This window comes from Pseudomonas sp. PICF6, assembly GCF_009831705.1.
GTDB lineage: Bacteria > Pseudomonadota > Gammaproteobacteria > Pseudomonadales > Pseudomonadaceae > Aquipseudomonas > Aquipseudomonas rhizophila.
In genome coordinates this window covers 146,324-155,437 of the sequence record NZ_WUUD01000001.1, presented here as the reverse complement: position 1 = coordinate 155,437, position 9,114 = coordinate 146,324, and the positions used below count along the sequence as shown (strand labels likewise).

The window sequence follows — 9,114 nt, the reverse complement described above, 5'->3', positions numbered from 1 at the left end:
CCTCGCTGTCCATCGCCGTGGACAAGCCGTTCGAGGTCGGCGACTTCATTGTCGTCGGTTCCCTGGCCGGCACCGTGGAACATGTCGGCTTGAAAACCACGCGGATCCGTAGCCTGGGTGGCGAGCAGATCGTGATGGCCAATGCCGGAATGATCAGCACCACCATTCAGAACTACAAACGGCTTCAGGAACGACGGATCGTCTTTGAATTCGCCCTGCCCCATGACTGCTCGACAGAACAGCTAAGGCAAGTGCCGGTCATCGTCGAAAACATCATCAAGGCTCAGGAAAAGACCCGCTTCGACCGCTCGCACTTTCGCGGTTTCGGCGAGAGCGCACTGGAATTCGAAACGGTGTACATCGTGCTGGACCCCAGCTACAACGTTTACATGGATGTCCAACAGGCGATCAACCTGGGCATGATGGAAGAATTCGCCAGAATCGGTGTGCGGTTTGCGATCCCGGCCCGTACCGTTCATGTCGCCTCGCTACCCGATACGCAGGGGCAAACGTCCAAGGAAAACGCTCACAAGACCTCGCTGGAAGCCGCGCCTGAGTATCGCTCGCAGCATTAACCTCCAAGCACTTACCCTGTGGGAGCAAAGCTTGCTCGCGATGAGGGCGCATACGCAAATGGGCGCACACTCGTATCAAATAAAACTGACAGACCGCGAATTAGCTGGCGGATTGAGCAACGCATTGGCGCCGGCCTCAATCGCCGGCGACCTGTTTTCCACCGGCGGTTTCCCTACGAGAAGGCTCAACGCGTTGTCGATCTCGTCGGCCGCCCCTTGCGCGTACTGTGCGTTTGTCCAGCTCCAATGGTGTTCAAACATCAACCCGCCCACCGCCTGCGCGCACAGTTCATCACTGCAGACCCCCATCTTTCCCGCCGCAGCGATCACGGCCATAAGGGCTTGCTCCAACTGGAAAATTCGCTCGGTAGTCACACTGACCCACTCGATAGGTAACGAGCCCCTAGCCTACCAATATATCAATGTGCCACCAACCGCAGGCGCTCAACGGTCATCTGCTCAAACGGCCTTGGCCTGCGCCCGGGCGCGGATGTCTGGGCAATCCCGAACCGCGGCCCGTGCAGCCAGGATACCGAGAACGGCTGCACCACCCAGCACAGCCGCGCTGGCTTCGAAAGTCGCCTGATAGCCGCTCAGATCGAAAAGGATGCCGCCCACCGTGGCACCCGCCGCAATCGCAAGCTGGATGATCGCGACCATCAATCCGCCCCCTGCTTCGGCATCATCTGGCAGCGTTCGCGCCAGCCAGGTCCACCAGCCGACGGGGGCAGCGGTGGCCACTAACCCCCAAAGCCCCAGCAGGATAATCGTGATGGTTGCCGACGCCCCGAACCCCACCAGGGCAAGTGCAATCGCTGCCATCAGCAACGGGATGACGATGAGCGTCCGGTACAGGCCATTTTTCAAGAACGCACCGATCACAAAGGTACCGAGCAAACCGGCCACGCCAATCACCAGCAATGCAAACGAAAGCAAAGACACGCTCATCTGCGTCACCGTTTCAAGGAACGGTCGTAGATAGGTGAACAACATGAATTGACCCATGAAGAATGCGCTGGCAGCCAGCATGCCCAAGGCTATGGGGGCTCGCGCCATCAATTTGAACACGTTGGCGCTACCCTGCTTCGTCTGTGCCGGCATGGAGGGCAGGCGTAACAGCAGCCAGACCAAAGCGGTGGCGGCGACAGGCACAATGCAAAAGAACGCGCCACGCCAACCGATTATCTGCCCAAGAAAACTGCCCAGCGGCGCCGCCACCACCGTCGCCAACGCATTGCCGCCATTGACGATCGCCAGGGCCCGTGGGATCTGGTGATCCGGCACCAGCCGCATGGCCGTGGCGGCTGACAACGACCAAAAGCCGCCAATCGCAACGCCGATCAGTGCGCGTCCGGCCATGAATACCGCGTAATTGGGTGCCAATGAGACCACGGTTCCAGAAATGATCATCAACAGTGTCAGCAGCAGGAGCAAACTTTTACGGTCCACCCTAGCGGCAATCGATGCAATGAACAGGCTGGTGATCAGGGCGAAGGCGCCAGACACGGCGATGCCTTGACCGGCCTGCCCTTCGCTAATGTGTAGATCGGCCGCAATGGGCGTGAGCAGGCTGACCGGCATGAACTCCGATGCAACGAGGGCGAACGCAGCGAGGGACATGGCAAGCACCGCGCTCCACGTGGGGCGGTCTTGGGAGATGGGCAATACGCTATCGGTCATGGGATATGAATCCTGTGTTTCTTGAGCGTCGGGTCCACTGAAGACTCGAGGGGACGAACTGCGGCACCGAAGATCGCTGCCGCAGGACAAGAGGTGCCAAGTGATGGCGTGATTGAGGGAGTTACTTCAGATTGTTGCGAAAGAACCCGGCCAACTTGTCGAACGGGATCAGGTTCACCCGGTCGTAAAGGTCCACATGGTTGGCTCCCGGGATGATGAGCAACTCTTTGGGTTGCGCAGACCGCTTGTAGGCATCTTCACTGTACTCACGCGAGTGCGCCTCGGAGCCGGTGATAAACAGCAAAGGACGCGGCGAGATGCTTTCAATGTCATCGAACGGGTAGAAGTTCATGAACTTGACGTTGCTGGACAGCGTGGGCATGGTCGTGGTCTGCGGCGAAGCGCCGGCGGGAGTGACTTCGCCACGCGGGGTCCGGTAGAAGTCAAAGAACTCATCCGCGATGGCATCGCCCGTCAATTTCAGCGGTGAGCCAGAGGTGTACGCGGTTTTTCCACCGATAAACTCCACATAGCGCTGCTCGGCTGCCGTGGCCAGGAACTGTTTTTTCTGTTCCGCCGTTGTCGAGTTACCCAGGCCTTTGCGGTACAAGTCGCCATGGTTGTACATGCTGACCGTCGCGATGGCCTTCAGGCGCGGGTCGATCTTGGCTGCGCTGATGACGAAAGCGCCGCTGCCGCAGATACCAATGATGCCGATGCGCTCGCGATTGACGAACGGCCGGGTGCCGAGAAAATCCACCGCAGCGCTGTAATCCTCTGCGTACATGTCCGGCAACACCGCATTGCGCGGCGTACCCTCACTCTCCCCCCAGAACGACAAATCCAGGGAGAGCGTAACAAAACCCTGCTCGGCCATTTTGGTCGCGTACAGATTGGAACTCTGCTCCTTCACCGCGCCCATGGGATGACCCACGATGATGGCGGCGCTTTTCGCCTTCGGGTCCAGTCCCTTTGGGACAAACAGATTACCTGCCACCTCCATCCCGTATTGATTCTTGAAGGCGACCTTTTCCACTGTCACCTTGTCACTTTTGTAGAAGTTGTCAGCAACGTTGGACATATCAGCCCCCATGGATGAGCAAGAGACGATAAGCAGACCGAGGGCAAGCAGCATTCTTTTCACTGGATAGTCCTTCTGTTTGAGTGATTCGAGGGGTGTCACCCGCGTAGGCTCGAACATGCATTGAGTAATGATCTCCTGAGTCAGGTCGGATCAAATTCTCAGCGCTCAACCCGGATTTCAGGTAGCGCATTGCGCTGCTTTTCTTGCCCGATCCTATGAGTTCCCCCAGTTCGGGTAGGCAGCGCTTCGCTTGGCGAGTTACTGTTCTGCCTATAGCTATCAGCCCTGGACAACCCCCGAACCCGCCATGACCACCCAACGCAAATCCCTGCAAGAGACGCTCGCCGGAATCATTGACGCCCGGACCCCACAGACGGGGGACTTTGATATGCCGGTGGCCGGCCTTAGTTTCTTTCGACGTGAAGCCCCGGCGCGTCCCGTCATCTGCATGATCGAACCGAGCATCGTGCTCGTGGCCCAAGGCGTGAAACAGGTATGGGTAGGTGGCAAGGCGTATGGATACGACACCACACGATTTCTCATCACTTCGCTGGACATCCCCGCCAATTCTGAAGTGATGGTGGCAAGCCCGGAGCAACCTTGCCTGGGCCTGGTCTTCAAGCTCGACTTGCGCATGGTCGCCGATCTGGTCGCCCAGAGCGGCATGACGCCGTATCGAGACCGGCCCATCGGAATTGGCGCAGGCATTGGTACAGCAACACCTGAGCTTCTGGCGCCGTTCGCACGCTTGTTGGCGCTGCTGGATGAGCCTGACGCGATCCCTGTACTGGCGCCGCTGATCCAACAGGAAATTCATTATCGGTTGTTGATGAGCGACCAGGCTTCGCGGCTGCGTCAGATCGCCTCCGTGGACAGCCAGGGCTACCGGATCGCCAAAGCCATCGACTGGCTGAAATTGAATTACACCGAACACATCCGCGTAGAGGACCTCGCGGCGCGTGTGCAGATGAGCCCCCCCACCTTCCACCATCACTTCCGCCAGCTCACCGCGATGAGTCCGCTGCAGTACCAGAAGTGGCTACGGTTGAACGAAGCGAAGCGCTTGATGCTCAATGAGCATATGGACGTGGCGAGTGCGGCCTTCAAAGTGGGCTATGAAAGCCCCTCGCAGTTCAGCCGTGAGTACGGCCGTTTGTTTGGCATGCCGCCCAAGCGGGATATTGCGACGTTGCGCGGGCCAGCCGATCACACCAAGGCTGTTTGATTCATTGTGGCTTGCCCCATTGTGACGAGGGAACTCCCTCGCCACGGCTCAGCTACATCTTTTAAATCGTCGCAACGTTGTCTGGGCTTTTCAGGCCCCGGCGCTGTTCCGTCCAAGGTCCATCAGTTCCTGGCGCCGTAATACTGCGCCATGTAATCCACAAACACTCGAACCTTGGCCGGCAAATTCCGCGCATGCGGGTAAAGCGCATAGTAGTGCCGCTGCCCAAGCGTGTACTCAGGCAGAATCCGCACCAGTCTTCCCGTCAGCAAGTCATCCTGCACCGTCGCCAGGGTAAACGCGGCAATGCCCCCGCCCGCCAGAGCGCAGGCGTGCAAGGCGGTGATGGTGTCCGTATGAAAGCTGCTGGCGCAATCCACCGTGCTCGACTCCCCTGCTTCCCCCACCAGCACCCACTGCGTGGCCGAGGCATACGTCAGCAGCCGATGGTCGTTGAGTTCAGCAACGCCGCGAGGCAGCCCGCGCTTGAAGACATAGGCCGGTGCCGCCACCAGAACCAGCGGCGAAACGCTGAGCAAGCGCGCGACAAGACTGCTGTCGGCCAACGGCCCGCAAATCCGTAATGCCACATCGAACCCATCGGCTACCAGATCGACAAGCGGATCCGAGCAGGACAAATCGACCTGGATGTCCGGATAGCGCTCCTGGAACGCCGGCAACCAACGTGCCAGCTCCAGCGTACCGATCACCAGCGGTGAACTGATGCGCAGCAGCCCGGAGGGCCGTTCCTGTTCCAGGGTCACCGCCTGGGACGCGGCATCAACGCGATCCAGAATATCCACGCAAGCGGCGTAGTAGCGCTCGCCTGCTGCCGTAAGGCTCATGCGTCGGGTATTGCGATTGATCAGACGCACGCCCAGCACAGACTCCAGTTGCTGCAAGTTGCGCGACACCGACGAATGAGTGGTGTCCAGTCGTTCGGCCGCGGCTGAAAACCCCTGAGCCTCCACGATGCAGCGAAACACGCGCATGGCGAGCATCTGATTCATTTTCAGCGTACCGGCAGCTTGATGATTTGGGCGGTGGTCATCACATCACCGAAAGTATCCTCGACCTCGGCCAGTGCGGCCTTGTGCAAGGCGTCCTTGTCGATCGCTTCGCCACTGACCCGGGTGATCGCACGGGTAGCCGATGCATCGGAGGCGACCAACACATTGTAGCCAAGCGGCGCCGCATCACGGGCAGCACCGGCCACGCACGCGTGGGTCATGAGACCGGAGATGATCAGGTTTTCGATACCAGCGCTCTTCAAACGCTTGTCCAGGTCGGTACTGCCGAAGACGCTGACAGTGGTCTTTTGCAAGACAACATCCTGGGCCCGGGGCTGCATGTCCGGATGGAATTTCACGGTTTCGCCACCCTCGGCAAACACCGCCGAACCGGCCGGCGCAATGTGCTGGATATGGAACACCGGCATGTGGTGATCATCGGCGAAATCAATCAGTTCGCGAGTATTGGCCAACGCAGCAGCGCCGTCAGGGATGGGCATTTTGCCGGTGAAATATTCGTTCTGAAAATCGATTACCAGTAACGCGGTTTTACCGGCCGGGAGTTGGTTGACCGGCTCCGCGCCAGCCATGGCTCGAATGGTGGGATGGGCATCAGCCAATGCGCCGGTGCTGGCGACAATACTGGAGAACGCACAAGCGGCGAGCAAACGACGGGTAAAACGTTGCATGAGGGATTCCTTCACAAGTGGTTGAGTGAAGCAATCCTAGGGGGATAGTTCAGGCCGGAACACAGTGCGGCTGGAACAGGACTTGTTTGTGTTACGCACAAATAAACCCTCTTCCTCGGTTGAATCAGAAAGAAACCGCCGGTTCCTCGAGCATCTGGCACTGCCGATGGCAAACGACCCGGTTGCGCCCGCCGGTCTTGGCCTCGTAAAGCGCCTGGTCGGCGTCGTTGAGCCAGAGAGTGGCGTCGCCATAGGCCGGGTTGAAGGCGGCCAGGCCAATGCTCAGACTGCCCTTTAGCGCGGGGGCCTGCTCGTAGCCGAGCAGGGCGAACCGCTCACGCAGGGCCTCCATGGCCAGCACGGCATTGTGCAACGTCAGGTCCGGCAGAATCACGCAGAACTCGTCCCCCCCATAACGTCCGACAATGTCGGTGGCCCGCAGGTTTTGCTTGAGCATCTTGCCCAGCTGACGCAACACGATGTCACCAGCGCCATGGCCATAGGTGTCATTGATGGCTTTGAAGTGGTCGATGTCCATCAGCGCAATCACGCCGTGACCAGCCCCATCGTGTGGCTGTCGCAGGCAGCGCTGGAACTCCTCGTTAAGCCGGTCCTTCCACGCCCCATGATTGAGCAGACCGGTCAGGCTGTCGGTACGGCTCAGGGCCAACAACTCGCGCTTTTGCCGGCCCAGGATGGCGGTCTGGCGAAAACAGATCCAGCCCAACGCCAGCGGATATATGCACAACAGAGGCAAACTGGCATAGAGCTGCGCCGAACTGGTCATCGGCACACTGGTCAACGGAAAGATCGCCAGGCCCAGGGCGATGCCCGTCACTTGGACCGCCGCCCCGGCGAACAGAAAACGCAAGCCCCCGATGGAGACGTTGTTCATCGCCATCATTGCCAGCGTAACGGCCGTGGGCAGCGGATTGAATTGCATCGCAACGACCCAGAAACCGCCAAGAAAGGCGTCAATCAGCAAGTTTCGGCGTTCAGCCTGGTACGGCTGCGCCGCGCGACGGGCCCACTGATAGGCCACATGCGGCCATAACAAGCCGTTGAACAGCATGGCCCACCAGACCCAAGGTGCCGGGTCAAGGGGATAGACGGCGACACTCACCAACAACAACCCTAGCATCAGGCCCAGGATTCGTGAGGTGTAAAGCCTCCTGGCCAATGACAGTCCCTTTCGTCCCGTTCTTTGCATAGAGGCCTCTGCACCGAGGGCTTCCCGGGTTGTGGGATAGGGTTATTTGGAGTCTATCAGGGCAGCATCAAATAGCCACCATCGATGAAGGGTTATTTATTCGCCATCAAATGCACGGCTCCGCTCGGATTTTGGCTATACATGACAAAGGGAATCGGCAACCACCACCAGAAAGGAGGCCCATGCGCAGCTATCAGGTGTTGATCATCGGCAGCGGGTTCGGGGGCCAGTGCACGGCAATCAATCTCCTCAAAGAGGGCATAACGGATTTCCTGCTCTTGGAGCGACGGAATTTCTTCGGCGGCACTTGGTGCCAGAACACCTACCCCGGCGCGGCGGTAGACGTGCCGTCGCCCTTGTATTCGCTCTCATTCGCCGCTTACGACTGGAGCCGGATGTTCGCCGGCCAGGAGGAGCTGCACCGCTACACCCGGCACGTGATCGAACGCTTCGCCCTGCAGGACAAGGTACAACTGGGCGCGAATGTGCAGAGGGTGGCATGGGACGACAATGCCCGACATTGGATCGTCGACACCGCCAGCCTAGGGACCTTTCATGCGCAATTCCTGATCAATGCCACAGGCCCCCTCAGCCAACCGGTGATCCCTGATTTCGAAGGCCGGGATCGCTTCCAGGGCAAGACGTTTCACACCAATGATTGGGACCACACCTACGACTACCGCCACAAACGCGTTGCCATCGTCGGCAGTGGCGCCAGCGCCGCCCAAGTCATCCCGGCCATTGCGCCAGAAGTCGCGCATCTGCACGTGTTTCAGCGTACGCCCCACTGGGTACTGCCACGCCGCGACCGCACGTTCAACCGTCTCGAACGTTGGTTGCTGAGCCTGGCGCCGATGCGCACCCTGTTGCGCTGGTCGATCTACTGGCAATTCGAAACCCGGGTGATTGCGTTCAAATATTCACGGCCGGCGGTTCGCATGGTCCAGCGCCAGGCCCTGAACATGCTTGAGCGCCAAGTGCCGGATCCGGTTCTGCGTCGTCGCTTGACTCCTGACTACCTGATCGGCTGCAAGCGCGTCATCCTGTCCAGTACGTTGTATCCGGCCCTGTGCCGGGCCAACGTCAGCGTGCATGGCCAGGAGCACGGCATCGCCGCCCTCGATGAAACCGGCATCATCACCCGGGACGGCCAGCACATCCCGCTGGACCTGATCATCTGGTCGACAGGCTTTGACGCCACCGACGGGGTGATTTCCTATCCCGTCACCGGCCGCAACGGCACCCGACTGCACGACGTCTGGGCCCAATACCCGCGCGCCTACCTGGGTACCAGCCTGCCGGACTTCCCCAACCTGTTCATCGTGACCGGGCCCAACACCGGCATCGGTCACACCTCGGCACTGTTCATCATCGAATCGCAGATGAACTACATCCTGGACTGCATCCGCACCCTGAACCGGCAAAACCTGCGCAGCATCGAAGTGCAGCCCGCCGCCGAACAGCGCTACACCGAAATGATCCACCGGGAAATGCAACGCACCGTATGGAAATCCGGCGGCTGTCACAGCTGGTATCAAAGCAAAAGCGGCCACGTCGTCGCGATGTTCCCCGGTTTCAGCTTCACTTATCACTATCTGACTCGTCGGCTCCGGTTGGCCGATCACATTCTGTCCTGACCCT

9 protein-coding genes are annotated in these 9,114 nt (G+C 59.5%); 3 read left to right on the top strand and 6 right to left on the bottom strand.

Annotated elements, in window-relative coordinates:
• On the top strand, window positions 1–575 hold a 575-nt coding region (locus GSM73_RS26605; RefSeq protein WP_256676622.1), incomplete at its 5' end, for a mechanosensitive ion channel family protein.
• 75 nt (window positions 576–650) lie between these two features.
• On the opposite strand, the gene GSM73_RS00685 is transcribed toward GSM73_RS26605, so the two are convergent.
• The 3 genes from GSM73_RS00685 to GSM73_RS00675 form a co-directional block, all read right to left on the bottom strand.
• Complete coding sequence (locus GSM73_RS00685) at window positions 651–911, bottom strand: hypothetical protein (protein WP_178129652.1); 261 nt, start codon at window positions 909–911, stop codon at window positions 651–653.
• Between the two features lie 123 nt (window positions 912–1,034).
• Window positions 1,035–2,255: an MFS transporter gene (locus tag GSM73_RS00680; protein WP_160891326.1), complete on the bottom strand. Its 1,221-nt coding sequence runs from the start codon at window positions 2,253–2,255 to the stop codon at window positions 1,035–1,037.
• A 121-nt stretch (window positions 2,256–2,376) separates the two neighbouring features.
• Window positions 2,377–3,399 carry an alpha/beta hydrolase gene (locus GSM73_RS00675; RefSeq protein ID WP_160891324.1) on the bottom strand — a complete coding sequence of 341 codons (1,023 nt, stop codon included), beginning with the start codon at window positions 3,397–3,399 and terminating at the stop codon, window positions 2,377–2,379.
• Window positions 3,400–3,646: 247 nt separating this feature from the next.
• Here GSM73_RS00675 and GSM73_RS00670 point away from each other — a divergent pair, with 247 nt between their 5' ends.
• A complete protein-coding gene (locus GSM73_RS00670; RefSeq protein ID WP_047228519.1) occupies window positions 3,647–4,564 on the top strand; it encodes an AraC family transcriptional regulator in 918 nt (305 codons plus the stop codon).
• A gap of 122 nt (window positions 4,565–4,686) precedes the next feature.
• On the opposite strand, the gene GSM73_RS00665 is transcribed toward GSM73_RS00670, so the two are convergent.
• The 3 genes from GSM73_RS00665 to GSM73_RS00655 all read right to left on the bottom strand — a co-directional run bounded on the left by GSM73_RS00665 (window position 4,687) and on the right by GSM73_RS00655 (window position 7,473).
• Window positions 4,687–5,574: a LysR family transcriptional regulator gene (locus GSM73_RS00665; RefSeq protein WP_139049584.1), complete on the bottom strand. Its 888-nt coding sequence runs from the start codon at window positions 5,572–5,574 to the stop codon at window positions 4,687–4,689.
• Between the two features lie 2 nt (window positions 5,575–5,576).
• Window positions 5,577–6,263 (bottom strand): cysteine hydrolase family protein, encoded by a 687-nt coding sequence (locus tag GSM73_RS00660; RefSeq protein WP_160891323.1) that lies wholly within the window; start codon window positions 6,261–6,263, stop codon window positions 5,577–5,579.
• A 124-nt stretch (window positions 6,264–6,387) separates the two neighbouring features.
• A complete protein-coding gene (locus GSM73_RS00655; RefSeq protein WP_047228522.1) occupies window positions 6,388–7,473 on the bottom strand; it encodes a diguanylate cyclase in 1,086 nt (361 codons plus the stop codon).
• A gap of 182 nt (window positions 7,474–7,655) precedes the next feature.
• Between GSM73_RS00655 and GSM73_RS00650 the strand changes: the two genes are divergently transcribed.
• Window positions 7,656–9,110 carry an NAD(P)/FAD-dependent oxidoreductase gene (locus GSM73_RS00650; protein ID WP_160891322.1) on the top strand — a complete coding sequence of 485 codons (1,455 nt, stop codon included), beginning with the start codon at window positions 7,656–7,658 and terminating at the stop codon, window positions 9,108–9,110.
• Window positions 9,111–9,114: the final 4 nt, after the last annotated feature.

Coding starts and splice junctions, on each gene's coding strand:
- GSM73_RS00685 (WP_178129652.1), bottom strand. CDS start 911: ATGGCCGTGATCGCTGCGGCGGGAAAGATGGGGGTCTGCAGTGATGAA.
- GSM73_RS00680 (WP_160891326.1), bottom strand. CDS start 2,255: ATGACCGATAGCGTATTGCCCATCTCCCAAGACCGCCCCACGTGGAGC.
- GSM73_RS00670 (WP_047228519.1), top strand. CDS start 3,647: ATGACCACCCAACGCAAATCCCTGCAAGAGACGCTCGCCGGAATCATT.
- GSM73_RS00665 (WP_139049584.1), bottom strand. CDS start 5,574: ATGAATCAGATGCTCGCCATGCGCGTGTTTCGCTGCATCGTGGAGGCT.
- GSM73_RS00660 (WP_160891323.1), bottom strand. CDS start 6,263: ATGCAACGTTTTACCCGTCGTTTGCTCGCCGCTTGTGCGTTCTCCAGT.
- GSM73_RS00655 (WP_047228522.1), bottom strand. CDS start 7,473: ATGCAAAGAACGGGACGAAAGGGACTGTCATTGGCCAGGAGGCTTTAC.
- GSM73_RS00650 (WP_160891322.1), top strand. CDS start 7,656: ATGCGCAGCTATCAGGTGTTGATCATCGGCAGCGGGTTCGGGGGCCAG.